The 22,970-nt window shown below is 64.5% G+C and carries 19 protein-coding genes; 8 read left to right on the forward strand and 11 right to left on the reverse strand.

The window, feature by feature from the left end:
* Positions 1 to 31 precede the first annotated feature (31 nt).
* The 4 genes from KUF59_RS26035 (at position 32) to KUF59_RS26050 (ending at position 4,860) form a co-directional block, all read left to right on the forward strand.
* Positions 32 to 541 (forward strand): YaiI/YqxD family protein, encoded by a 510-nt coding sequence (locus KUF59_RS26035; protein WP_212461012.1) that lies wholly within the window; start codon positions 32 to 34, stop codon positions 539 to 541.
* 2 nt (positions 542 to 543) lie between these two features.
* The gene (locus tag KUF59_RS26040) at positions 544 to 2,355 is read left to right on the forward strand and encodes an ABC-F family ATP-binding cassette domain-containing protein (protein ID WP_212461013.1); all 1,812 of its coding nucleotides are present in this window, start codon (positions 544 to 546) and stop codon (positions 2,353 to 2,355) included.
* Between the two features lie 115 nt (positions 2,356 to 2,470).
* Positions 2,471 to 3,550, forward strand: a complete 1,080-nt coding sequence (locus tag KUF59_RS26045) for a D-TA family PLP-dependent enzyme (protein WP_212461014.1) — start codon at positions 2,471 to 2,473, stop codon at positions 3,548 to 3,550.
* Positions 3,551 to 3,891: 341 nt separating this feature from the next.
* The gene (locus tag KUF59_RS26050; protein WP_258767225.1) at positions 3,892 to 4,860 is read left to right on the forward strand and encodes an IS110 family RNA-guided transposase; all 969 of its coding nucleotides are present in this window, start codon (positions 3,892 to 3,894) and stop codon (positions 4,858 to 4,860) included.
* Positions 4,861 to 5,058: 198 nt separating this feature from the next.
* Here the strand turns inward: KUF59_RS26050 and KUF59_RS26055 are convergent, their stop codons facing one another.
* From KUF59_RS26055 to KUF59_RS26090, 8 genes are all read right to left on the reverse strand, one after another.
* A complete protein-coding gene (locus KUF59_RS26055) occupies positions 5,059 to 6,291 on the reverse strand; it encodes a BaiN/RdsA family NAD(P)/FAD-dependent oxidoreductase (RefSeq protein WP_212458959.1) in 1,233 nt (410 codons plus the stop codon).
* A gap of 126 nt (positions 6,292 to 6,417) precedes the next feature.
* Positions 6,418 to 7,335, reverse strand: coding sequence for an SDR family NAD(P)-dependent oxidoreductase (locus KUF59_RS26060; RefSeq protein ID WP_212458960.1), 918 nt, complete (start codon positions 7,333 to 7,335; stop codon positions 6,418 to 6,420).
* 255 nt (positions 7,336 to 7,590) lie between these two features.
* Positions 7,591 to 8,070, reverse strand: coding sequence for a MaoC family dehydratase (locus KUF59_RS26065; RefSeq protein ID WP_212458961.1), 480 nt, complete (start codon positions 8,068 to 8,070; stop codon positions 7,591 to 7,593).
* Positions 8,071 to 8,204: 134 nt separating this feature from the next.
* A complete protein-coding gene (locus tag KUF59_RS26070; RefSeq protein WP_212458962.1) occupies positions 8,205 to 9,920 on the reverse strand; it encodes an AMP-binding protein in 1,716 nt (571 codons plus the stop codon).
* Positions 9,920 to 10,810: a 3-hydroxyisobutyrate dehydrogenase gene (gene mmsB / locus KUF59_RS26075; protein ID WP_212458963.1), complete on the reverse strand. Its 891-nt coding sequence runs from the start codon at positions 10,808 to 10,810 to the stop codon at positions 9,920 to 9,922. The genes KUF59_RS26070 and mmsB overlap by 1 nt, the downstream gene beginning before the upstream one ends.
* Before the next feature lie 32 nt (positions 10,811 to 10,842).
* Positions 10,843 to 11,910 carry an enoyl-CoA hydratase/isomerase family protein gene (locus tag KUF59_RS26080; protein WP_212458964.1) on the reverse strand — a complete coding sequence of 356 codons (1,068 nt, stop codon included), beginning with the start codon at positions 11,908 to 11,910 and terminating at the stop codon, positions 10,843 to 10,845.
* Positions 11,907 to 13,052, reverse strand: a complete 1,146-nt coding sequence (locus tag KUF59_RS26085; RefSeq protein WP_212458965.1) for an isobutyryl-CoA dehydrogenase — start codon at positions 13,050 to 13,052, stop codon at positions 11,907 to 11,909. The genes KUF59_RS26080 and KUF59_RS26085 overlap by 4 nt, the downstream gene beginning before the upstream one ends.
* A 21-nt stretch (positions 13,053 to 13,073) precedes the next feature.
* The gene (locus KUF59_RS26090) at positions 13,074 to 14,570 is read right to left on the reverse strand and encodes a CoA-acylating methylmalonate-semialdehyde dehydrogenase (RefSeq protein WP_212458966.1); all 1,497 of its coding nucleotides are present in this window, start codon (positions 14,568 to 14,570) and stop codon (positions 13,074 to 13,076) included.
* Positions 14,571 to 14,669: 99 nt separating this feature from the next.
* Between KUF59_RS26090 and KUF59_RS26095 the strand changes: the two genes are divergently transcribed.
* Positions 14,670 to 15,578 (forward strand): LysR family transcriptional regulator, encoded by a 909-nt coding sequence (locus tag KUF59_RS26095; RefSeq protein ID WP_258767226.1) that lies wholly within the window; start codon positions 14,670 to 14,672, stop codon positions 15,576 to 15,578.
* Between the two features lie 173 nt (positions 15,579 to 15,751).
* Here KUF59_RS26095 and KUF59_RS26100 read toward each other — a convergent pair whose 3' ends face one another.
* The gene (locus KUF59_RS26100) at positions 15,752 to 16,360 is read right to left on the reverse strand and encodes a TetR/AcrR family transcriptional regulator (RefSeq protein ID WP_212458968.1); all 609 of its coding nucleotides are present in this window, start codon (positions 16,358 to 16,360) and stop codon (positions 15,752 to 15,754) included.
* A 74-nt stretch (positions 16,361 to 16,434) separates the two neighbouring features.
* Positions 16,435 to 16,962, reverse strand: a complete 528-nt coding sequence (locus tag KUF59_RS26105; RefSeq protein WP_212458969.1) for a PaaI family thioesterase — start codon at positions 16,960 to 16,962, stop codon at positions 16,435 to 16,437.
* A 155-nt stretch (positions 16,963 to 17,117) separates the two neighbouring features.
* Here KUF59_RS26105 and KUF59_RS26110 point away from each other — a divergent pair, with 155 nt between their 5' ends.
* The 3 genes from KUF59_RS26110 (at position 17,118) to KUF59_RS26120 (ending at position 20,874) form a co-directional block, all read left to right on the forward strand.
* The gene (locus KUF59_RS26110) at positions 17,118 to 17,888 is read left to right on the forward strand and encodes an enoyl-CoA hydratase (protein ID WP_212458970.1); all 771 of its coding nucleotides are present in this window, start codon (positions 17,118 to 17,120) and stop codon (positions 17,886 to 17,888) included.
* Positions 17,889 to 18,177: 289 nt separating this feature from the next.
* Positions 18,178 to 19,368 (forward strand): acetyl-CoA C-acyltransferase, encoded by a 1,191-nt coding sequence (locus KUF59_RS26115; protein ID WP_212458971.1) that lies wholly within the window; start codon positions 18,178 to 18,180, stop codon positions 19,366 to 19,368.
* A 222-nt stretch (positions 19,369 to 19,590) separates the two neighbouring features.
* A complete protein-coding gene (locus tag KUF59_RS26120) occupies positions 19,591 to 20,874 on the forward strand; it encodes an MFS transporter (protein ID WP_212458972.1) in 1,284 nt (427 codons plus the stop codon).
* A 42-nt stretch (positions 20,875 to 20,916) separates the two neighbouring features.
* Here KUF59_RS26120 and KUF59_RS26125 read toward each other — a convergent pair whose 3' ends face one another.
* The gene (locus KUF59_RS26125) at positions 20,917 to 22,953 is read right to left on the reverse strand and encodes a molybdopterin-containing oxidoreductase family protein (protein WP_212458973.1); all 2,037 of its coding nucleotides are present in this window, start codon (positions 22,951 to 22,953) and stop codon (positions 20,917 to 20,919) included.
* Between the last annotated feature and the right edge of the window lie 17 nt (positions 22,954 to 22,970).

A 22,970-nucleotide genomic window follows, 5' to 3' on the forward strand; every position in this document is an offset into this window, starting at 1 on the left:
TTGGGCCTCGAATGGGGTACCACGCCGCGGAATGACCGATATTTCCAGCACAACCCGCATCTATGTCGACGCCGACGCCTGTCCCGTGAAGGACGAGATTTATCGCGTCGCATCCAGGCACTCCTTGCCGGTGAGCGTGGTCGCCGGCAATTTCATCCGCGTGCCGCAGGACCCGCTGATCGAGCGCGTGGCGGCCGGCAGCGGGATGGATGCCGCCGACGACTGGATCGCGGAGCGTGCGGGTGCCGGCGACATCGTCGTGACCGCTGACATTCCGCTTGCCAGCCGCTGCGTGAAGGCAGGCGCCGACGTCATCGCGCCGAATGGAAAGCCGTTCACCGAAGAGTCGATCGGGATGACGCTGGCCGTCCGCAATCTGATGACGGATCTGCGCTCCTCGGGCGAAATCACCGGCGGGCCGAAATCCTACTCGCCGCGCGACCGCTCGACCTTCCTCTCGACGCTCGACCAGACCATCCGCCGCATCCAGCGCCGGCGCGCCGCGCAGCCGGTGCCGAGCCACAGTTCGAGCCAGGGCTGACCATGGCGCCGCCCCTCATCCAGCTCAAAGACATCCGCCTGACCTTTGGCGGCACGCCGCTGCTCACCAGCGTCGAGCTCAGCGTATCCCCGGGGGAGCGCGTCTGCCTGATCGGCCGCAACGGTTCTGGCAAGTCTACGCTGCTGAAGATCGCAGCCGGCCTGGTCGAGCCGGACGGCGGCACGCGCTTCGTGCAGCCGGGTGCCACCATCCGTTATCTGCCGCAGGAGCCGGATTTTGGCGAGCACGCGACGACGCTCGCCTATGTCGAGGCCGGCATGGCGCCCGGCGACGACCATCATCAGGCGCAATATCTGCTGGAGCAACTCGGACTCACCGGCAACGAGAACCCCGCAAACCTCTCCGGCGGCGAGGCCCGCCGCGCGGCGCTGGCGCGTGTGCTGGCGCCATCGCCCGACATTCTGCTGCTGGACGAGCCGACCAACCATCTCGACCTCACCACCATCGAGTGGCTCGAGCAGGAGCTCGACAGCCGCCGCAGCGCGTTGGTGCTGATCAGCCACGACCGGCGTTTCCTCACCAATCTCTCGCGCTCGACCGCCTGGCTCGATCGCGGCAGGATCAAGCAGATCGACCGCGGCTTTGCCTCGTTCGAAAGCTGGCGCGACGAGGTGCTGGCAGAAGAAGAGCGCGAGCAGCACAAGCTCGGCCGCAAGATCGTCGACGAGGAGCACTGGCTGCGCCACGGCGTCTCCGGCCGGCGCAAGCGCAACGTCAAGCGGCTCGCCAACCTGCATGAACTGCGGGCGCAGCGCCGCAACTATCGCGGCACGACCGGCGCCGCCAGCCTCGCCGCTGCCGAAGCCGAGCAGTCTGGCCGGCTGGTGATCGAAGCGAAGACCATCAGCAAAGCCTATGGCGAGCGCAAGATCGTCGAGAATTTTTCGACCCGCATCCAGCGCGGCGACCGGCTCGGCATCATCGGACCGAACGGTGCCGGCAAGACAACGCTGGTCAATCTGTTGACCGGTGGCATCGAGCCTGACACCGGCACCGTGCGGCTTGGTGCCAATCTGGAGATGGCGACGCTCGACCAGCACCGCGAAAGCCTCGATCCCAAATCGACGCTTGCGGAAGCCTTGACCGGCGGCCGCGGCGACCACGTCATGGTCGGTGGCAAGCCAAAGCACGTCGTCGGCTACATGAAGGACTTCTTGTTCGCGCAGGAGCAGCGCGGCACGCCGCTGGAGGTGCTCTCAGGCGGCGAGCGCGGCCGGCTGATGCTGGCGCGCGCGCTGGCAAAGCCATCCAACCTGCTGGTGTTGGACGAGCCGACCAACGATCTCGACCTCGAAACGCTGGATGTGCTCGAGGAGATGCTCGGCGACTATGAGGGCACGGTGATCCTGATCAGCCACGACCGCGATTTCCTCGACCGCGTGGTGACCTCTGCGATTGCGCCCGATGGCAACGGCAGGTGGATCGAATATGCCGGCGGCTACACCGACATGTTGGCTCAGCGCGGCGCCGATTTGACGCGCGAGACCGCGAAAGCAGAGCCAGCGCCCGAGAAGAAAGGGGCCAAGGCCCCTGCTCCCGCGACGACGGCCAAGCGGCGCCTGAGCTTCAACGAAAAGCACGCGCTCGAAACCTTGCCGAAGAAGATGGAGGCGCTGCACTCCGGCATCGCGAAACTGCAGCGTGTGCTCGACGATCCCACTCTTTACGCCAAAGACCGCAAAAAATTCGACGACACCTCAGCCGCGATCGCCAAGGCCCATGACGAGCTCGCCGCGGCCGAAGAGCGTTGGCTCGAACTTGAAATGCTCCGCGAAGAAATCGAACAGGCCTGAGCCACAAATTGTAGGATGGTTAGAACGCAGCGAAACCCATCAGAGATGACGACGGAGATATGATGGGTTTCGCTCTGCTCTACCTATCCTACGTTGTCGGAAAAAGAGAGATGATATGACGACTCCCCTCGCCGCAAAGATCGCCCGCGAATATGGCACGCCCTGCGCCGTCATCGACATGGACAAGGTGGAGCGCAACATCGCGCGTATCCAGAAGGCCTGCGACGATGCCGGTGTCGCGCACCGCCCGCACATCAAGACGCACAAGAACCCGATGCTGGCAAAGATGCAGGTCACGGCCGGCGCGAAGGGCATCACCTGCCAGAAGCTGGGCGAGGCCGAAATCATGGCCAATGCCGGCATCGACAACATCCTGATCAGCTACAATCTGATCGGCGAAGAGAAGATGGCCCGCCTCGGCGCGCTCCAGAAGAAGGCCAACATGACGGTCGCCGCCGATAATTCGACTGTTGTCGCCGGCCTGCCGAAGGCCGCCGCGGCCTCGGGCCTGCCGCTGTCTGTCGTGGTCGAATGCGACACCGGACGCAAGCGCGCCGGCGTCGAGACACCTGCCGAGGCCATTGCGCTTGCGCGCGAGATCGCCGGGCTGGAAGGACTGAAGTTCGCGGGCTTCATGCTGTACCCCACCGAAACCGGCTGGGAGGATGCGCAAAAATTCTATGACGAGGCGCTGGCCGGCGTGCGCGCGCACGGGCTCGATGCCACGATCGTCTCGACCGGCGGCACGCCGAACCTCAAGAACATCGGCAAGCTCAGGGGCGGCACCGAGCATCGCTTCGGCACCTATATCTACAACGACCGCATGCAGGTCGCAGCCGGCGTCGCCACCTGGGACGATTGCGCGCTCAACATCTATTCGACCGTCGTGAGCCGCGCCGCGCCGGAGCGCGGCATCCTCGATGCCGGCTCGAAGACCCTGACCACGGACACCGGCGGCCTCGAAGGCCACGGCCTGATCCTGGAGCATCCCGAAGCCAAGATCGCACGCTTTGCCGAGGAGCACGGTTTCCTCGATCTCTCCCGCAGCAACACCCGGCCGAATGTCGGCGACGTCGTGCGGATCGTGCCGAACCACGTCTGCGTGGTCGTGAACATGATGGACGAGGTCGTGATGGTGCGCGGCGAGGAGATCATCGGCACGCTGCCGGTGGCGGCGCGGGGGAAGCTGCGGTAGCGCGGCGGCGCCGCTCTTCGTAGGGTGGGTTAGCCGAAGGCGTAACCCACCACTTCTGTGACCGCGGAATCAAAAGCGGTGGGTTACGCCGAGCGGACTGCGCTTCGCGCGGCCGCACGGCTAACCCACCCTTGTATTAGCCCGATCGCTTATATTGAGCCGTTCCGTGAGGAATGGCCCAGCCCGGGTGGCCGCCCGAGCTGGGCCGCCGTTCGATCGGATCGGTACCCATCGAAGCCTTGAGGGCTGTCTGACGTAGCGAGATCGCGACCGGCACTTCATCGGGACCCGAATGGTTGAACGAACTTTAGGTTCGCATAACAAGGGAGGGATCGACGAAGATGGTCAAGCATATCACGATCTGTGCCGGTATCGATACCGGCAAACGGAAGCTTGATGTGGCGATCGAAGGCCGCCGCGAGCCGCTGCAGGTGGAGAACACGTCGGAAGGTCACGAGGCTTTGTCGGCGTGGCTGCGACAGAATCGCGTCAAACGCATTGGCATCGAGGCGAGCGGCGGTTACGAACAGCCGGTCGTCGCCGAACTGCGGCGCAAGCGGTTTGTGGTTGTGGTGTTCCAGCCGGCCCAGGTCCGGGCTTATGCCAAATTCCACTTGCAGCGGGCCAAGAACGATAAGATCGATGCCGCTCTTATCGCAGCCTGCACCGCAGCGGTGCGGAAGATCCATGCCGCTCCCGATCCTCGGTTGCTGCCGTTCGCCGAGCAACTGACCATGATCGATCAGATCGGCGAGGATATCGCGCGCCTCAAGAACAGGATCGAGAGCTGCCGCAATGTGAGGATTAACCAGCTCTGGCACGAGGATATCGCTCGCCTGGAGCAACGTGAGAAGGCCGCACTCAAGGCTCTGGTCGCCTCGATCTGCAAGCATCCCGACCTTGCCAGGAGGCTCGCGCTGATCAACAGCGTCGCCGGCATCGGGCTGCCGACCGCCGTTGCCATCCTGGTGCGTCTGCCTGAGATCGGCCGGATCACGCGGGAGCAAGCTGTCGCTCTCGCCGGCCTTGCGCCCTATGACGACGACAGCGGCGACCAGGTCGGTGTTCGGCATATCGAGGGCGGACGAAAGCGGCTGCGTCGCGCTCTTTATACCGCTTCACTGGCTGCATCGTTTCGATGGAATCCGCAGCTCATCCAGCTCTACCGGAGGCTGACCGCAGCCGGAAAGGAACACAAGCGCGCGCTCGTTGCCTGCGCCAGGAAGATGCTCATCTTCGCCAACACGGTGGTAGCTCGCGGCACGCCATGGTGCGGCGAACCGCCGGCGGGATCATTCTCTGTTTCTTAGTTCGACCGGGACGCGTTTCTTCGTCCCGACCTACGGCCCCTCACGACGTCGCGCGCAGCGTCCGTCAAGGATGGCCGTCGTTTGCCCCAACTTCACGCGATCTGCCGCCAGGCCACGCCTTGACGGACGCGAGCACGGCGTCATCATGAAGACGCCGACGACTAAACGGCGTAAAGCACAGCCGCCATTTAATGGTTGCTACGATTTCGAGAGCCACTTCAACACGCCCCTGCCCGCGGCGGCGCCCGTCGCAAACGAGGCCTGCAGCAAGTAACCGCCGGTCGGCGCCTCCCAGTCCAGCATCTCGCCGGCGGCAAACACACCAGGCAAGCGGCGGATCATGTAATCGGCGTCGAGTTCGTCAAAGGTCACCCCGCCCGCCGTCGAGATCGCGCGATCGATCGCGGCGACGCCGGTGAGCGGAACCGGAATTGCGTTGATGAGCTGCGCGAGGTCTTCCGGCGAGAAAGATGCCAGCGGACGGCCGGATGCGATCGCGGCCTCCTGCATCAGGCCGATGCCGACCGGTGACAATTGCGCCGCCTTGCGCAGGAAATTCGCGAGCGATTGCTTGCCACGCGTCCCCGACAGGCGCGTGGTCAACGCCGAAGCATCGAGGTCCGGCCGTAGTGCTATCGTCAATGTCGCCTGCCCGAGGCCCAGCACCGCCTCGCGCAACTCCGCCGACAATGCGTAGATTGCGCCGCCTTCAATGCCGCTGCGGGTGATCATCGCTTCGCCCCGCACGGTGTGCGCGCCGATCGTCAACGACACGCCCTTGAGCGGCTGGCCCTCGAAGCGATCACGAAAGACTTCGGACCATGCAACCGTGAAGCCCGAATTGGCCGGCCGCAGCCTCGGGATGGCAACGCCCTTTGCGGCGAGGGTCTCGACCCAGCCGCCATCCGAGCCGAGCCGCGGCCAGCTTGCGCCGCCGAGCGCCAGCACCGTGGCACGCGCCTCGACTACGCGCTCGCCATCCGGCGTCTGGAACAGCAGCCGCCCCTTGCTGTCCCATTCCGTCCAGCGATGGCGGAAAGCGAAGCGGACGCCACTCGCATCGAGCCGCCGCAGCCAGGCGCGCAGCAACGGCGAAGCCTTGAACGCCTTTGGAAACACGCGGCCACTGGTGCCAACGAAAGTCGGCTCGCCCAGCGCCTCGCTCCACGCGCGCAACGCATCTGGCGAGAAGGCATCAATGGCGGCCTTGAGCTTCGGCGCGGCTTCGCGATAGCGCGCGAGGAACTGCGGCAGCGGTTCGCTGTGAGTGAGATTGAGCCCGCCGCGGCCGGCCATCAGGAATTTTCGGCCGGCGGACGGCATGGCGTCATAGACGGTGACGCCGGCGCCGCCTTGCGCAAGGACGTCTGCCGCCATCAGCCCGGCGGGACCGGCGCCGATGACGGCGATGTGGGGTTTGGGTGCGGTCATGGCGGGAGTTTAGGCGTAGCTGCGCGCCACAAGAAAGGCTGTCATTCCGGGGCGGTCCGCAGGACCGAACCCGGAATCTCGAGATTCCGGGTTCGATGCTTCGCATCGCCCCGGAATGACGGGAAGCTACAGCTTGATCCCAGCCCTTGCCGCAGCCTGCGCCACATACTTCTGCGTCTGCTCGAACGCGCCCTGCAACGCCTTCGCCTTCGACATGTCGCTGATCTCGGCAAAATGGGCCGCGATCGCGTCGGGCGTCCAGTCGGACTCGGCCAGGTTGATGCCCTCGGTCTCGACGATCTTGATCACCGCGAACGAGCCGGCGCCGGCGCCCATGATGGTGCGAGTCGGGGCGTCTTCGCTCAGCATGTATTCGACCGCGGGCGTGATCGATTCCGGCTTCATCAGTTGCAGCGCCTGCGGCGGCAGCAGCTCTTCGGTCATGCGGGTCGCGGCCGTCGGAGAGATGATGTTGACGCGGATGTTGGTCTTGCGGCCCTCTTCCGCGAGCACATTCATCAGGCCGACCATGCCGGACTTCGCCGCGCCGTAATTGGCCTGGCCGAAATTGCCGAACAGCCCGGACGACGAGGTCGTCAGCACGATGCGGCCGTAGTTGCGATCGCGCATGCCGGCCCACACCGCCTTGCAGCAATAGAAGGTGCCGACGAGGTGCACGTCCAGCACCTTCTGGAAATCGGCGACCTCCATCTTGCCAAAAGACTTGTCGCGCAAAATGCCGGCATTGGCACACATGATGTCGACGCTGCCCCATTCTTTGGTGGCGCGCTCGACCATCGCGGTGACCTGCTCGAAATTGGAGACGTCGGCGCCGTCGGCCATCGCGGTGCCGCCGGCTTTGCGGATCTCCTCGACGACTGCCTCGGCCGGCGACAGTGAGGCACCGGTGCCATCGCGCGCGCCGCCAAAATCGTTGACCACAACCTTTGCACCGCGGCTGGCAAGTCCCAGCGCGTGCGCCCGTCCGAGACCATTGCCCGCGCCGGTGACGATGGCGACACGTCCGTCAAACCTGATTGCCATGAGTGTTGCTTCCTTTCTTCCTTCTCCCCTTGTGGGAGAAGGTGGCGCGCTCTGGAGTGCAATTGCACTCCTGAGCGCGTCGGATGAGGGGTTGTCTCCACAGGCGAGCCCGTGGAGAGAGACCCCTCACCCGGCTTCGCGTTCCGCGAAGCCACCCTCTCCCACAAGGGGAGAGGGTTTCAGAGCTCCGCGAGATTTGGACAGCTTTTGAGCAGCGATGGATGGCCGGGTCAAGCCCGGCAATGACCGCGGAAACTACGCGAAATAGATCAGGCCGAGCCATTCGGCGACCAGCGCCGGCTTGTCCTCGCCCTCGATCTCGACGGTGACGTTGGTGCGGGACTGCAATTCGGTGGGCTTGCGCAGCTTGGCCTCCGCCAGCACGAAACGGCCGCGGACGCGCTTGCCTGATCGCACCGGCGAGATGAAACGCAGCTTGTCGAACCCGTAGTTCACGCCCATCGTGGTGCCCGCGATGACCGGCATCACTTCGTAGGACATGATCGACATCAGCGACATCGTCAGAAAACCGTGTGCGATCGTGGTGCCGAAGGCGGTTTCCTTCGCGGCGCGCTCGGGATCGACATGGATGAACTGGTGATCTTCGATCACGTCGGCATAGGTATTGATGCGCGGCTGATCAATCAGATGCCACGAGGACACGCCGACTTCCTTGCCAACCAGGGCCTGATAGGCCTCGAGCGTGATCGGCGGTTTCTTCCAGACTTCGTTCACTTAGCAACTCCAATGGTCGTCATTCCGGGGCGCGCCCTCTTGGGGGCGCGAGCCCGGAATCCATCGCGCCGCAGAGTCCGTTGCGAAATGGATTCCGGGTTCGCGCTTCGCGCGCCCCGGAATGACGAGCTCACTTAGCCTTCACTCCGAGTCTTCGCCAGCTCCGGAAAATCCTCTTCCCGGAATTCACGGCCGCGCAGGGGATCGTCGCGATCATTGTCGCGTTCGAGCCGTCGTAGCTGCACGCGGCGGATTTTTCCAGAGATCGTCTTCGGCAGCTCGGTGACGATCTCGATGCGGCGGATGCGCTTGAAGGGTGCAAGGCGGGTATGCAAGTGCTTGAAGATGGAGAGCGCCGTGTCCGGCGAGCGCTCCGCATCCGACACCAGCAGGACGAAGGCCTTGGGGATCGCGAGCCGGATCGGGTCCGGGCTCGGCACGACAGCGGCCTCCGCGACAAGATCGTGCTCGAGCAGCACGCTCTCCAGCTCGAACGGGCTGATGCGGTAGTCGGATGATTTGAAGACGTCGTCGGAGCGGCCGACGAAGGTGAGATAGCCCTCCTCGTCCGCGAACACGACATCGCCGCTGCGATAGAGCTCGCCTTCGGCGCCTGAGAGCTTACCGTCGTCGCCCTGATAACCCTGCATCAGGCCGGCCGGACGATTGTCGCCCAGCAGCAGCGTGACCTCGCCCTCGTTGGCCGGATTGCCATCGGCATCGCTGATCTGCACGCGATAGCCCGGCAGCGGCCGGCCCATCGAGCCGATCTTCACCTTCTGGCCCGGCGAGTTGCCGGCGAGCGCCGTGGTCTCGGTCTGGCCGTAGCCGTCGCGGATGGTGAGGCCCCAGGCAGCCTTCACCTGGTCGATCACTTCAGGATTGAGCGGCTCACCCGCGCCGCAGACTTCGCGCAAGGCGACCTTGAACGACGCGAGGTCCTCCTGAATGAACAGCCGCCACACCGTCGGCGGCGCGCACAGCGTGGTGACGCCGCAGCGGCCGATGGTGGCGAGCAGGCTCTTTGCATCGAAGCGCGGCTGGTTGACCACGAACACGGTCGCGCCCGCATTCCAGGGCGCGAAGAAGCAGCTCCAGGCATGCTTGGCCCAGCCGGGCGAGGAGATGTTGAGATGGATGTCACCGGGCTGCAGCCCGATCCAGAACATGGTCGAGAGATGGCCGACGGGATAAGAGCGCTGGCTGTGCCGCACGAGCTTTGGCTTTGCGGTCGTGCCCGAGGTGAAATAGAGCAGCATCGGGTCGTCGGCCTTGGTCGGGCCATCGGGCGTGAAGCTCTCGGATTCCTTGCCGGCATCGTCATAGGACAGCCAGCCATCCGAGGCAGGACCGACCACAATGCGGATGAGTCCCTCCGCACCGAGGCTTGCGAATTTCGCGACCTGGTCTTGCGCCGCGACCACCGCCTTCGCCTTGCCGCGGTCGAGCCGGTCGCGCAATTCGTCAGCGGTGAGCAGCGTGGTGGCGGGGATCACGACCACGCCGAGCTTCATTGCAGCGAGCATGGTCTCCCAGAGCGGAACCACGTTGCCGAGCAGCAGCAGCAGATGATCGCCGCGCTTCAGGCCCTGCGCGCGCAGGAAGTTCGCGACCTGGTTGGAGCGGCGCGACAGCGTCTCGAAGGACAGTTTGGTCTGCCGGTCCTGCGCAGCGTCGACGATCCAGAGCGCGGGACGGTCCTTGCTCTCCGCAGCCTTCGCCAGCTCGTCGAACCAGTCCAGCGCCCAGTTGAAGGGAACCGGATCGGGCCAGCGGAATCCTTCGACCGCTGCTTCGTATTCCGTGCGGTTTTTTAGCAGAAACGCGCGCGCTTCCTGAAAGGTCGTCATCAAGTTTTCCCGGCTAGCTCCCTAACGTGCTTGATAATTCCGGAAAAATCCACCCCGCCCTGACCGGCGGCGTCGAAGTCCCGGTAAATCTCCTGCGCATGCTTGCCGAGCGGGGTCGCAGCGCCGGCGGCCTTGGCAGCGTCCTGCGCCAGGGTCAGGTCCTTGACCATCAACGCTGAGGCAAAGCCGGGCTTGTAGTCATTGTTGGCGGGCGACGTCGGCACCGGGCCCGGCACCGGGCAATAGGTCGTCAGCGACCAGCACTGGCCCGACGAGGTCGAGGCGACGTCGAACAGCGCCTGATGCGAGAGGCCGAGTTTTTCGGCGAGCGCAAAAGCCTCGCTCACCGCGATCATGGAGATTCCCAAAATCATGTTGTTGCAGATCTTTGCCGCCTGGCCTGCGCCAGCGCCGCCGCAATGGACGATCTTCTTGCCCATGTTTCCCAGCGCAGGTTTTGCCGCGGCAAATGCCTTGTCCTCGCCGCCGCACATGAAGGTGAGCGTCGCGCCCCTGGCACCGCCGGTGCCGCCGGAGACCGGCGCGTCGACCGACAGCACGCCGTGCTTGGCGGCGAGCGCATGGGCCTGACGCGCGCTTTCGACGTCGATGGTCGAGCTATCGATGATCAGCGCGCCCTTGGTCATGGCGGGCACGACCTCGTTCCAGACGCCGAGCACATGCTTGCCGGCCGGCAGCATGGTGACGACAACGTCGGCGCCTTTCACAGCACCGGCCGCGCTCTCAGCGATGGTGGCGCCATCGGCCCTGGCCTGTGCGCGCGAGGCCTCGACCAGATCGAACGCCGTGACCTTGTGGCCGGCCTTGACCAGATTGGCCGCCATCGGGCCGCCCATGTTGCCGAGACCGATGAATGCGATCGTGGCCATCTCGATGTCCTCCAGCTAAATCGTTTCGTTGCTTAGTTGAACTTCAATTCGTCGGCGCCGATCTCGGCGAAGTACGGCGCGAGCATTGCCGGTGTCACGTCTTCAATGCGCGGCGGCGACCATTTTGGATTGCGGTCCTTGTCGATCACGGCGGCGCGCACGCCCTCGCGAAAATCGTCGCTGCGGAAGACTTCGTTCGCGGCGCGATATTCGCGGACCAGACAGTCTTCCAGCGTGCGCGCCTGGCGCGCCAGCCGCAGCAGCTTCAGCGTCACCACCATCCCGCGCGGCGATTTCTCGCCGAGCGTTTTCAGCGTGGCCTGCGCAAACTCGGATCCGTCGCGCGCTAGTGCGGCGAGGATATCCTCCATACGGTCGAAGGCGAACACCGCATCGATGGTTGCCTGCCTGGCGGCCACTGGGCCGGCCGTCTCGCCGGTCGCAAAACCCTCGATGAGCTTGCTGACCTCGGCGGCGTCCGTGCTGGCGCGCAGTTTGATCAGCGCATCGCGTAGCTCAGGCAGTCTTGCTGCCGGAACGACCGCGTCAGCGAATTTGGCGTGGATGGCGTCCGGGCCGTTCATGGTCTGCCCGGTCAGGCCGAAATAAGTGCCGATCTCGCCCGGCGAATGTGACAACAGATAGGTGCCGCCGACATCGGGGAAGAAGCCGAGACCCACCTCGGGCATCGCAAGCTTCGTGCGATCGGTGACGACGCGATGGCTTGCATGGGCCGACAGGCCGACGCCTCCGCCCATCACGATGCCGTCCATGAAGGCGACATAGGGCTTTGGGAACTTCTTGATCCGGGCGTTGAGGATGTATTCCTCGCGCCACAGGATTTTTCCGAGATCGCCGTTGACTTTTGAGCTCTCCCAGAGCGCGCGGATGTCGCCGCCCGCGCACAGGCCGCGCTCGCCGGCGCCTTCCAGCAGAATCACACCGACGGCAGGATCGGCCTCGAAGCGGTCGAGCGCCTTGTCGATGTCGCGAAACATCTCCAGCGTCACGGCATTGATGGCCTTGGGGCGATTCAGCCGGATGATTCCGGCCGCACCCTCGACGCGGGCGATCAGATCGCCTTCTTCCATCGCCGTCATCGCGCGCCCTCGATCAGCTTGCGCGCCACGATTAGCCGCATGATTTCGTTGGTGCCCTCGAGAATCTGGTGCACGCGCAGATCTCGCACGATTTTCTCGATACCGTATTCGCTGAGATAGCCGTAGCCGCCGTGAAGCTGCAGCGCGTGGTTGGCGACCTCGAAACCGACATCGGTGCCGAAGCGTTTTGCCATGGCGCAGAGCATAGTGGCGTCCGGATCCTTGCGATCCAGTGCCGCGGCTGCGCGCCACAAAAACGTGCGCGCGGCTTCGAGCTCGATCGCCATGTCGGCGAGGCGGAACTGCAGTGCCTGGAATTCGTCGAGGCGCTTTCCAAAGGCTTTGCGCTCCTTCATGTAGGCGCGGGCCTTGTCGAGCGCTGTCTGGGCGCCGCCGAGCGAGCACGCCGTGATGTTGAGGCGGCCGCCGTCCAGGCCCGCCATCGCGATCTTGAAGCCGATGCCCTCCTCGCCCAGGCGGTTCGCAACCGGCACGCGGGCATTCTCGAACATGACGGCGCGGGTGGGCTGCGCGTTCCAGCCCATCTTGCGCTCATTGGCGCCGTATGACACGCCCGGCGTCTTGCCGTCGATGACCAGCGTCGAGACACCACCGGCGCCCTCGCCGCCGGTGCGGACCATCGCGACCAGGATGTCAGTGCCGCCGGCGCCCGAGATGAACTGCTTTTGGCCGTTGAGCACGTAATGGTCGCCATCGCGCACCGCGCGCGTGCGGAGCGCCGCTGCGTCCGAGCCCGCGCCGGGCTCGGTGAGGCAGTAGCTTGCGACCAGCTCCATGGTGCAGAGCTTTGGCAGCCATTGATGGCGCTGGGTGTCGTTGCCGAAGGCATCGATCATCCAGGACGCCATGTTGTGGATGGAGATGAAGGCCGAGGTCGTCGGACAGCCCGTCGCCAGCGCCTCGAAGATCAGCGCCGCGTCGAAGCGCGTCATGGCGGAGCCACCGACATCCTCACGGATGTAGATTCCGCCCATGCCGAGCTTGGCCGCTTCGCGCATCACGTCGACGGGGAAATGTTTTTCCTCGTCCCAGCGCAGCGCATGCGGCGCGATCTTCTCGGCCGCAAACGCCAGCGCCATGTCGCGAACCGCGATCTGGTCCTCGTTCAGAGCGAACTGCATGCGTCGGCTCCGAAGAGGATGTTACTTCATCAGCGGGATCGAGAACTCCGCACCTTCCTTGACGCCGGACGGCCAGCGCGAGGTCACCGTCTTGGTCTTGGTGTAGAAGCGGACCGAGTCCGGACCGTGCTGGTTGAGGTCGCCAAAGCCCGACTTCTTCCAGCCGCCGAAGGTGTAGTAGGCGATCGGCACCGGGATCGGCACGTTGATGCCGACCATGCCGACGTTCACCTTGGCCGCGAAGTCGCGCGCGGCGTCGCCGTCGCGGGTGAAGATCGCAACGCCGTTGCCGTAGTCATGCTCGGACGGCAGCGCCAGGGCCTCCTGGTAGTCGTGCGCGCGCACGACCGAGAGCACGGGGCCAAAAATCTCTTCCTTGTAGATCCGCATGTCCTTGGTGACGTTGTCGAACAGCGAACCGCCGAGATAAAAGCCCTTCTCGTAGCCCTGCATCTTGAAGCCGCGGCCGTCGACCGCGAGCGTGGCGCCCTCCTTGATGCCGATGTCGATGTAGCTCTTGACCTTCTCGACCGCTTCGCGCGTTACCAGCGGGCCGTAGTCAGCCGCGGGATCGATCGAGGTGCCGATCTTCAGGGATTCCACGCGCGGGATCAGCTTTTCCATCAGGCGGTCAGCAGTGGTCTTGCCGACGGGCACGGCGACCGAGACCGCCATGCAGCGCTCGCCGGCGGAGCCATAGCCGGCACCGATCAAGGCATCGACCGTCTGGTCCATGTCGGCGTCGGGCATGACGATGGCGTGGTTCTTGGCGCCGCCAAAGCACTGGCAGCGCTTGCCGGTCTGGGCGGCGCGCTCGTAGATATATTGCGCAATCGGCGTCGAGCCGACGAAGCCGATCGCCTTGATATCGGGATCGTCGAGGATGGCATCCACGGCTTCCTTGTCGCCGTTGACGACGTTGAGGATGCCGGCCGGCAGCCCCGCTTCCATCATCAGCTCGGCAAGTTTCATCGGCACGCCGGGATCGCGTTCCGACGGCTTGAGGATGAAGGCGTTGCCGCAGGCGATCGCGGGCGCGAACTTCCACATCGGGATCATCGCCGGGAAATTGAACGGCGTGATGCCGGCGACGACGCCGAGCGGCTGGCGCATCGAATAGATGTCGATGCCGGGGCCGGCGCCTTCGGTGTACTCGCCCTTCATCAGATGCGGGATGCCGCAGGCGAACTCCGCGACCTCGAGGCCGCGCTGGATGTCGCCCTTGGCGTCGGGAACGGTCTTGCCGTGCTCACGCGCCAAGAGCTCGGCGAGCTTGTCGTAGTCGCGCTGCACCAGCTCCAGAAACTTCATCATCACCCGCGAGCGGCGCTGCGGGTTGGTCGCGGCCCATTCCGGCTGCGCGGCGCGGGCGTTCTCGACGGCCGCGCGGACCTCGGCCTTGGACGCCAGCGCCACCTTGGCCTGGACGTCGCCAGTCATCGGCTCGAAGACGTCGGCTGAGCGGCCCGACGTGCCCTTCACTTCCTTGCCACCGATGAAATGTCCGATTGCGCGCATGAATACCTCCCTGATGCGGGTTAGATCGCTTTACAAATCCGTTTGGACCTGCATTTCTTGGGATTCAAGACCGATAAATTGCACCATAGATGTGCGAAAATGCTGGATCAAGGCGCCATCGACTGGGACGACTTTCGCTTCGTGTTGGCCATCGTGCGGGGCGGATCGGTCTCGGCCGCGGCAAAGCAGCTCGGGGTGGATCATGCCACGGTGATCCGCCGTGTCGACCGGCTGGAAAAGCACCTCTCGGCAAAGCTGTTTGACAGGCGAAAGACCGGTTATCTCCTCACCGAGGCCGGCCAGCGCGTCGCCGACAGCGCGGAGGCGATGGAATCGACCATCGTCGCCAACCAGGAACAGGTCGGCGGCTCGCTGGCGCGCCTCACCGGCACGGTGCGGATCGGCGCACCCGACGGGTTTGGCACCGCCTTCCTGGCGCCGCGGCTGGCGCCGTTCGCCGACCGGTATCCCGATCTCGACCTGCAACTGGTGGCGACGGCGCGGCTGTTCAGCCTGTCCAAGCGCGAGGCCGATATCGCGATCAGCCTGACCATGCCCAAGGAGGGCCGGATCGTCGGGCGCAAGCTCCTCGACTACCGGCTCGGGCTTTATGCCGCACCCGCCTATCTCGACCGCTTTCCAAAGATCATCTCGCGGCACGACCTGCCGCATCATCGGTTCGTCGGCTACATCGAGGAGCTCTTGTTCACGCCCGAGCTCGACTATCTGCCGCAGGTGTCACCGAAGATTTCTGCACGTTTCCGCAGCGCCAATTTGATCGCGCAGCTCAACGCCACGCTGGCTGGCTTCGGCATCGCCGTGCTACCGCACTTCATGGCGAGCGAGCATTCGCGGCTCGTGCCGGTGCTGCCGGACGAGGTCTCGATCGTCAGGACGTTCTTCATGCTGATGCATGCCGACAGCAAGGATCTCGCGCGCATCCGCGCGGTCGCCGATTACATCGGGGAAATTGTGGAACGCGAACGGGCGTTGTTTGCGGGGCGGTGAATTGGTGGGATGCGTAGGGCGGGTTAGCGCAGCGGATTGCGCGAAGCGCAGACCGCTCGGCGTAACCCACCTTTTACTTTCCGCGCGGAGAGAGAAGCGGTGGGTTACGCCTAGCGGACTGCGCTTCGCGCAGCCGCGAGGCTAACCCACCCTACGGCACCGACGGCATCGCCCTAATTCTGCTTCGGCTTCTTCGGCGTTTCGCGGCGGGCGCCTTCAAGGGCCGTATCCTTGCCGGCCTTCAAAACCTCGTCGGACAGTTCGCCATTGCCGGCGATCCGCGCCAGCAACATCGTGCCGGCCATGGTCGCGAGCGTCGCGATCGCCTGCTTGCGCGCGGCCTTGCGCGGCACGCCGGTGATGTGATCGGCCATCATCTCGATCATCTCGTCGAGCTTGCCTGCAAAGGCCTTTCGCGTTTTCGGGCTTTCCCGGGAAATCTCGGCACCGAGCGCCGGGATCGAGCAGCCATGGCCGGGATCGTCGCGATGCAGCGTCGACAGATAGTTCTCCACCATCTGCGCGAGCCGCTTGTCCGGCGCGACCTGATCGGACACCTTGCGCCAATTGTCCATCGAGCGGTCCATGGCGTAGGCAAAAGCCTCGATCACCAGCGCCTCGCGCGAATCGAAATGGGCGTAGAACCCGCCATGGGTCAGGCCCGCCTCCTTCATGAGGTCGGCGACGCCGATGCCGTGGGCGCCCTTCTCCCGCAGCCGCACGGAGGCCTTCCGAACGATGCGGTCGTGGGTCTCCTGCTTGTGTTCCCGGGAATAGCGCATTGCTGGTCTCATTAAATGTTCGTAATCATATAATAACACGGAGCCCTGCAAAAAGCTCCAGCTATTTCACTGTTTTAGGCGCCAGCGAGCATGGAAAAGGTCGCAGTGGCGTGGACCGCGAGGTCGCCCTTGCCGTCGCGGACAAAGCCTTCGGTGTAGCTGGTCTGGCGCCCGAGCTTGATCAGCTTACCCTCGGCGGCGATCGTCCCTGATCGAACCGAGAGCGGACGCAGATAGGTCAGCTTCAGGTCGAGCGTAACCGAAACCTGCCCCGCGGCGAGCCTCGTCGAGATCGCGCAGCCCATGGCGGTGTCGAGCAGCGCTGCGGCGGTCGCGCCGTGCAACAGGCCGATGGTGTTTTCGAGGTCCTCCCGCGGATCCAGTTCCATGACGATGCGGCCGGGCTCGACGACGCTCATGCGAAACCCGATCAGCATCGCCATCGGCGGCGGCGGCAGTCGTCCGTCGCGGATCGCCTGCATGGCCTCCATGCCCGACAGGCCCCGAGCGGCCTTGACCACCGGGCCAGGCGCCTGCCAGTCCACCACCCGCTCGCGGCGGAGCGCTGATGAAAACAGGTCGAGCGTGTCTGTCACGGTCATGTCAGCCTCTTTTATATGATGATAATCATACTATACGACGCACTTCATGCCGGCAACCCGATAACCTCCGAGGCTTGACAAGGGTCCGGTTTCGGTCCGGAAGTGGCGCGACTTCCGCGCCCGCCGGGCGCACAAAAATGTCGGGACGAAGCGCGATGGACATGCTCAATCATCACTGCGGCGTGACGCGCGATGTGCGCGGCGTCGTCCATGTCACGATCTGCAACGCGGGCTCGCTCAACATTCTGGGCTCGCCAGTCACCGACGCGATGCGCGAGGGACTGACGCGGCTCGCCGCCGACCGCAGCATCCGCGTGGTGGTGCTGCGCGGCCAGAGCGAGAAGAGCATGATCGGCGGCGCCGATATCAAGGAGATGGCAAAACTCGACCAAAAGTCGGCGGAGGCGTTCATCTCGCGCCTGCGCGATCTCTGCGAAGCCGTGCGCGCCTTCCCTGCCCCCGTGATCGCGCGCATGCCGGGCTGGTGCCTCGGCGGCGGGCTCGAAGTGGCAGCAGCCTGCGATTTCCGGATCGCGGCGCATGATGCAATGTTCGGCATGCCCGAGGTCCGCGTCGGCATTCCCTCGGTGATCCACGCTGCGCTGTTGCCGCGCCTGATCGGCTGGGGCCGCGCACGCTGGCTGGTGATGACGGCGGAAAATATCGATGCGCCGACTGCGCTGGCCTGGGGCCTGGTCGACAAAGTCGCGCCCGCGGGCGGGCTCGACGACGCGGTCGAGCACACGGTGAAGGCGCTGCTCGAATGCGGTCCCGAAGCGCTGCGGTCGCAGAAGGCGCTGTTGCGGCAATGGGAGGAACTGCCGCTGACCGAGTCGGTCAATCTCAGCGTCAAGGTGTTTGGTGAGTCGTTTTTGACGGACGAGCCGACGCGGCTGATGCAGGGGTTTGTGAACAGGAAGCGCTGAGGACTGCTCTCGGGCAACGAGGCCCTCACCTCCCTGCAGGTGTCATGCCCCGGCTTGACCGGGGCATCCAGTACGCCGCGACTTAGCCGTATCCCTTCACGGCCTCTGGGATACTGGATCGCCCGCCTGCGCGGGCGATGACAGTTGTGGATACGGCACGACTTCCCTATCGGCACTCGTAAATCTCATCCCACACACGACAATTTATCATGACGGGCGCGGTTGCATTTTTTGCGGCGCATCATATGATGATCATAATCTTACAATCTTCATTGCAGGGAACCCCGCCATGGCCGCCGATCCCGTCGTCATCGTCTCCGCCGCCCGCACCCCGCTCGGCCGTTTCATGGGCGAGCTGTCGCCGCTTCCTGCCCACAAGCTCGGCTCTCACGTGATTCGCGCGGCGCTGGAGCGGGCAAAGCTCGCACCGGAGAAGGTGGACGAGGTTTTCATGGGTTGCGTGCTGCCGGCAGGACAAGGCCAGGCGCCTGCCCGTCAGGCGGCGCGCGCGGCCGGCCTGCCCGACGCCACCGGAGCGACGACGGTCAACAAGGTCTGCGGCTCCGGGATGAAGGCGACCATGCTGGCACATGACATCATCCGCGCCGGCTCCGCGGACATCGTCGTCTCCGGCGGCATGGAGAGCATGAGCAATGCGCCCTATCTGTTGGCGAAGGCGCGCGGCGGCTACCGCGCCGGGCACGACCGCATCCTCGACCACATGATGATGGACGGCCTCGAAGACGCCTACGAGACCGGTCGCTCCATGGGCGATTTCGGCGAAGCGACCGCGGAAGCCTATCAGTTCACCCGCAAGGATCAGGACGCCTATGCGATGGAAACCCTGAGCCGCGCGCGCAAAGCGGTGGAGAGCGGCGCGTTCAAGGCAGAGATCGCGCCGATCACGCTCACCGAAAAGGCCGGACCGCGAATCATTGGCAACGACGAGCATCCGCTGAGGGTCGATCCGGCGAAGATCCCCGGACTGAAGCCGGCGTTCCGCGCCAACGGCACCATCACGCCCGCGGCCTCTTCGGCGAACGCCGACGGCGCGGCTGCGCTGGTCTTGACGCGGCGCGCGCTGGCCGACCGCAACGGCCTGCCCGTGCTGGCGGAGATCAAGGGCCATGCGACGCACAGTCAGGAACCGCAATGGTTCACGACCGCGCCGATCCCGGCGATCCGCAAGCTGCTCGACAAGGTCGGCTGGAGTGCCGGCGACGTGGACCTGTTCGAGATCAACGAAGCCTTTGCGGTGGTCGCGATGGCCGCGCAGCGCGATCTCGGCATCAACAGGGAGAAGCTGAACGTGAACGGCGGCGCCTGCGCGCTCGGCCATCCCATCGGCGCCACCGGCGCGCGGCTGATCGTGACGCTGTTGCATGCGCTGGAAGCGCAGAACCTCAAGCGCGGCGTCGCCGCGCTCTGCATCGGCGGCGGCGAAGCTACCGCGATCGCCGTCGAACGCGTCGCGCATTAGCTCTTTGTTTGAGCATGATCTCCGCGCAAATGCGTTCCGCGTTTGTCGCGAGGGGAAAACCGCTGCACACTTTGCGCTCACGCGGCCCTTCGGGTCCGGATCATGCTCTGGGCGAATGTCCGAAAATGAGGGAACTTTGCCATTTCGGCCGTGACGCCGGCATGGCATAGAGTGAAGCTCGATCAGGTCTATCAAGATCTCCCAATCAAGGTTGACGCACAGATGATTTCGAACTGGCTTTCGGTCGCCCTCACCCGCCGCAACATACATTACGGCTGGGTGATGGTCGGCGTGACCTTCCTTGCTGCGCTGATCAGCGCAGGCACGGTCGGCGCGCCCGGCGTGTTCATCGTTCCCCTGCAAAAGGAATTTGGCTGGACCACCGCGGAGATTTCGTCGGCACTGTCGATCCGCTTCATCCTGTTCGGACTGATGGCGCCGTTCGCGGCCGCCCTGCTCAACCGCTACGGCCTGCGCAACGTCACGCTGACGGCGCAACTGATCGTGGTGTCGGCGCTGGTGGCCTCGCTTGCGATGACGCAGGTCTGGCAGCTCATGCTGCTGTGGGGTGTGGTGATCGGCATCGGCACCGGCATGACCGCGCTGGTGCTAGGGGCCACCATCGCCACACGCTGGTTCGCCGCCCGGCGCGGCCTCGTCGTCGGCATCATGACCGCCAGCGTCGCAACGGGTCAGCTCGTGTTCCTGCCGCTGCTCGCGGCCGTCACCGAGCGTTTTGGTTGGCGCCTTGCGCTCACCTTCGTCTGCATCATGCTCGGCGTCTCCGCGATCGTCGTGGCGCTCGCGATGTGCGACCGCCCGAGCGACGTCGGCCTGCGGCCCTTCGGTGACGAAGGCAGCGAGCCCCTGCCCGTCCCGCCGCAAAGCACCGCGCCGATCACGGCCGTGGCACTCGGCACGCTGCGCGATGCATCGAAGAGCGGCGCGTTCTGGATCCTGTTTGCGACCTTCTTCGTCTGCGGCGCTTCGACCAACGGCCTCGTCCAGGTGCATCTGATCCCGATGTGCCTCGATTTCGGCATCCCGCAAGTGCAGGCAGCGAGCCTGCTCGCCGCGATGGGCATTTTCGACTTCTTCGGCACCATCATGTCGGGCTGGCTGTCGGACCGCTACGACAATCGCTACCTCCTGTTCTGGTACTATGGCCTGCGGGGACTCTCGCTGATCTTCCTCCCCTTCAGCGACTTCTCGTTCTACGGCCTTTCGCTGTTTGCGATGTTCTATGGCCTCGACTGGATCGCGACCGTGCCGCCGACGGTGCGGTTGACAGCGCAAAAGTTCGGCCCGGAGCGCGCCAATTTGGTGTTCGGCTGGATCTTTGCCGGCCACCAGCTCGGCGCCGGCACTGCGGCGTTCGGCGCTGGCCTGTCGCGCACGCTGCTGGCGAGCTACCTGCCCGCCTTCTTCGTCGCCGGCGCGCTTTGCGTCTTCGCGGCGCTGATCGTGCTTGCGATCTCGCGGCAGGCGAAGCCGGCGATGGCGTAGGTCCGCCGTCCCGGAGAAAGCGCGAGGCCTGGCGTGGCCCCGCTATGGCGACGCTTGCCTTCGCGCGATCTCCACGCGGGCGCCATAGTCCGACTGGCCAACGGAAAAATGAAAAAGACTGAGAGCGTCTCCGCTCAGGACCGCGCCTCCAGATGTGAGATGGTTCAGGCCAACCCAGCCATCGCGCATCCAGACCACCCCGGGCTTGACGTCGCCGGTGACACAGGCCTTTGCCGCGAACTCACCCCGCTCATTGTAGATCCTGATCGCATCCCCGTTGGCGACCTGGCGCGCCTCGGCATCAACGGGCGATATCAGGAGTTGCGGGGCGACATTGTGCTTTGCCAATGATGGAAGCGCCTGACCCTCGTCATAGAACGCATGAAAGTGCGTCAGCGTCCTTCCGAAGCTCAGCGATAGCGGATAGGGCGAAGCCTGGTTGTCGCTGTGCACCGGGAGCGGCGGAAGTCCGACCCTTGCCGCTTGCGGCGAGCTGAATTCGATCTTGCCGGACGGTGAATCGAATTTCCGGTCCGCATACGCGATCGCTGATACGTTCAGAGGCAGGAAGCCACCCGCAGCGCGCAGAGACCCAACGGTCGCATGGCCGGTTGTCGCATCATTCAAGATGGCATCGATCACCTCTTCCATCGAAGCCCACGGAAAGAAGTCGGCAACCCCAACAGACTCTGCCAGGGATTTCAGAATTTCGTGGATCGGACGGGTCTCGCCCTCGCGCTCAAGTGCACGTTCCATCAGATAGAGGTGCGTGTTCGTCACCTTGAATCCCAGCTCCTCGAGCCAGGCGGTTCCAGGCAGCACGACATCCGCGAAACGCCGCGCAGTCTCATTCATGAACAGATCAACGCAAACGACCAGATCCGTCTTGTCGAGGCCATGCGAGATTTGACCGGCGTCCGCGAAAGACGACAGCATGTTGGTGCCCAGAAGGAGCAAGACTTTGAGCCGCCCGTCGGACAAGGCCTTCGCAATATCGGGCATTTGGTCGGGAACATAGTTGCCCGGCGGTCGCGCCATACCCGCGTTCAGATTGCGCAAGGTCGCGCTGTGGGCGCCATGACGTGGGCCGAGACCGCCCCCAGCGATCCCAAAATTGCCGGTCAAAGCCGGCAGACAACTGATCGCACGCGCCGCGTTCCAACCATTGGCACTCTTGTGCATCGAGCTGCCGCCGAGGAGGATCATGGCCGGTCGCGTGGACGCGTAGGCTCTCGCGAACGAAGCAATCTGGCCTTCCTCAAGGCCGGTCTGTGTTGCTGCCCAAGCGGGCGTAAAGGGCAGAACGTGCGACGACAATTCCTCGAACCCAACGGTATGTGCTTCGACAAACGCGGCGTCGTAGAGTTTTTCGGTAACGATGACGTGCATCACGGCCAGGGCGAGCGCCGCGTCCGACCCGGGTCGGATCAGGAGTGCTTCGTCCGATTGAGCTGCGGCTTCCGTTCTCCTCACATCGATCGCGACGACCTTGGCCCCGCGCCGACGCGCCGCGACGATGTAGCGGGCGGTATTGGGCTGGCTCGCAATGTTCGCGCCCCAGAGGACGATCATGCGCGAGTTCTCAGCCATATCCTCCTTGGTATTGACCTTGAGTGCGCCTGACAAACCCACGCCAAAACCGCCAAGCCCCCAACAGACCATCGCGGGGTGCCAATTCTGACATCCATACATATTCGCAAAACGCTGCATCAACTGGACTGTCATGGCACTGCCCGCCGTGAAGCCGCCATGTCCTGCCCATAGACCCACCGCCTCGGGTCCGGCCGACCGCATCCGCTTCGCCATGAAATCCAGCGCCTCGTCCCAGCTTACGCGGCGCCAAGTGTCGGTGCGGCGATCGTCGCGAATCTGGGGGTAGAGCAGCCGTTTCGAATTGCCAAATATCTCGGCGGTCGCGCGCCCGCGAACGCAGAGAAACCCGGCACTGTCCGGATTGTCCTTGTCTCCGCTCAGCGACTTCAGCCGACCGCCTTCGACCTCAACCTGCATTCCGCAGAACGTCGGGTGGCAATTCATCGGACACATGGTGCGGACGATCTTCGCATCGACAGCCGACATGAGCGAACCCTCCCGGT

This window comes from Bradyrhizobium arachidis, assembly GCF_024758505.1.
Taxonomy (GTDB): domain Bacteria; phylum Pseudomonadota; class Alphaproteobacteria; order Rhizobiales; family Xanthobacteraceae; genus Bradyrhizobium; species Bradyrhizobium manausense_C.

Bases quoted from the DNA above. Each gene is read 5' to 3' on its own strand.
- mmsB (WP_212458963.1), bottom strand. From the start codon at position 10,810: ATGGCCACGATCGCATTCATCGGTCTCGGCAACATGGGCGGCCCGATG.
- KUF59_RS26080 (WP_212458964.1), bottom strand. From the start codon at position 11,910: ATGACGGCGATGGAAGAAGGCGATCTGATCGCCCGCGTCGAGGGTGCG.
- KUF59_RS26050 (WP_258767225.1), top strand. From the start codon at position 3,892: ATGGTCAAGCATATCACGATCTGTGCCGGTATCGATACCGGCAAACGG.
- KUF59_RS26115 (WP_212458971.1), top strand. From the start codon at position 18,178: ATGGCCGCCGATCCCGTCGTCATCGTCTCCGCCGCCCGCACCCCGCTC.
- KUF59_RS26125 (WP_212458973.1), bottom strand. From the start codon at position 22,953: ATGTCGGCTGTCGATGCGAAGATCGTCCGCACCATGTGTCCGATGAAT.
- KUF59_RS26105 (WP_212458969.1), bottom strand. From the start codon at position 16,962: ATGACCGTGACAGACACGCTCGACCTGTTTTCATCAGCGCTCCGCCGC.
- KUF59_RS26095 (WP_258767226.1), top strand. From the start codon at position 14,670: ATGCTGGATCAAGGCGCCATCGACTGGGACGACTTTCGCTTCGTGTTG.
- KUF59_RS26120 (WP_212458972.1), top strand. From the start codon at position 19,591: ATGATTTCGAACTGGCTTTCGGTCGCCCTCACCCGCCGCAACATACAT.
- KUF59_RS26035 (WP_212461012.1), top strand. From the start codon at position 32: ATGACCGATATTTCCAGCACAACCCGCATCTATGTCGACGCCGACGCC.
- KUF59_RS26110 (WP_212458970.1), top strand. From the start codon at position 17,118: ATGGACATGCTCAATCATCACTGCGGCGTGACGCGCGATGTGCGCGGC.
- KUF59_RS26070 (WP_212458962.1), bottom strand. From the start codon at position 9,920: ATGACGACCTTTCAGGAAGCGCGCGCGTTTCTGCTAAAAAACCGCACG.
- KUF59_RS26100 (WP_212458968.1), bottom strand. From the start codon at position 16,360: ATGCGCTATTCCCGGGAACACAAGCAGGAGACCCACGACCGCATCGTT.
- KUF59_RS26045 (WP_212461014.1), top strand. From the start codon at position 2,471: ATGACGACTCCCCTCGCCGCAAAGATCGCCCGCGAATATGGCACGCCC.
- KUF59_RS26040 (WP_212461013.1), top strand. From the start codon at position 544: ATGGCGCCGCCCCTCATCCAGCTCAAAGACATCCGCCTGACCTTTGGC.
- KUF59_RS26055 (WP_212458959.1), bottom strand. From the start codon at position 6,291: ATGACCGCACCCAAACCCCACATCGCCGTCATCGGCGCCGGTCCCGCC.
- KUF59_RS26060 (WP_212458960.1), bottom strand. From the start codon at position 7,335: ATGGCAATCAGGTTTGACGGACGTGTCGCCATCGTCACCGGCGCGGGC.
- KUF59_RS26085 (WP_212458965.1), bottom strand. From the start codon at position 13,052: ATGCAGTTCGCTCTGAACGAGGACCAGATCGCGGTTCGCGACATGGCG.
- KUF59_RS26090 (WP_212458966.1), bottom strand. From the start codon at position 14,570: ATGCGCGCAATCGGACATTTCATCGGTGGCAAGGAAGTGAAGGGCACG.